This is a genomic window from Microbacterium sp. GbtcB4, assembly GCF_019091465.1.
In the GTDB taxonomy this organism is placed as follows: domain Bacteria; phylum Actinomycetota; class Actinomycetes; order Actinomycetales; family Microbacteriaceae; genus Microbacterium; species Microbacterium paraoxydans.
Genome location: NZ_JAGXJJ010000279.1, coordinates 1 through 254, shown reverse-complemented (window position 1 = coordinate 254; position 254 = coordinate 1). Strand labels below are relative to the sequence as shown.

Genomic DNA, 254 nt, shown 5'->3' with positions numbered 1-254 from the left:
CGGTGTCGAAGATGTAGTTGCCCATCGAGGCCAGGACCTCGTGCGGGGAGTCCGCGAGACCCGTGGCGTTGGTCGGCTTCTCCAGGAACTGGCGGATCCGCCCGGGTTCCGGGTCGGCGTCGATGACCCCGAACTGGGACGCCAGAGCGAGCGGCTGACGGATGCCGGCGACCGGCGCCCTCCTGCCGGACTCCATGGGCGCCTCCGGCATCTGCCGGCAGTCCAACCCAATGACCTGGTGGGGACCGATCCAC

Annotated in this window: 1 protein-coding gene; it reads right to left on the bottom strand. The window is 69.7% G+C overall.

The features are described 5' to 3' along the window. On the bottom strand, nucleotides 1–254 hold a 254-nt coding region (locus KVS71_RS17905; protein ID WP_254635909.1), incomplete at both ends, for a sugar phosphate nucleotidyltransferase.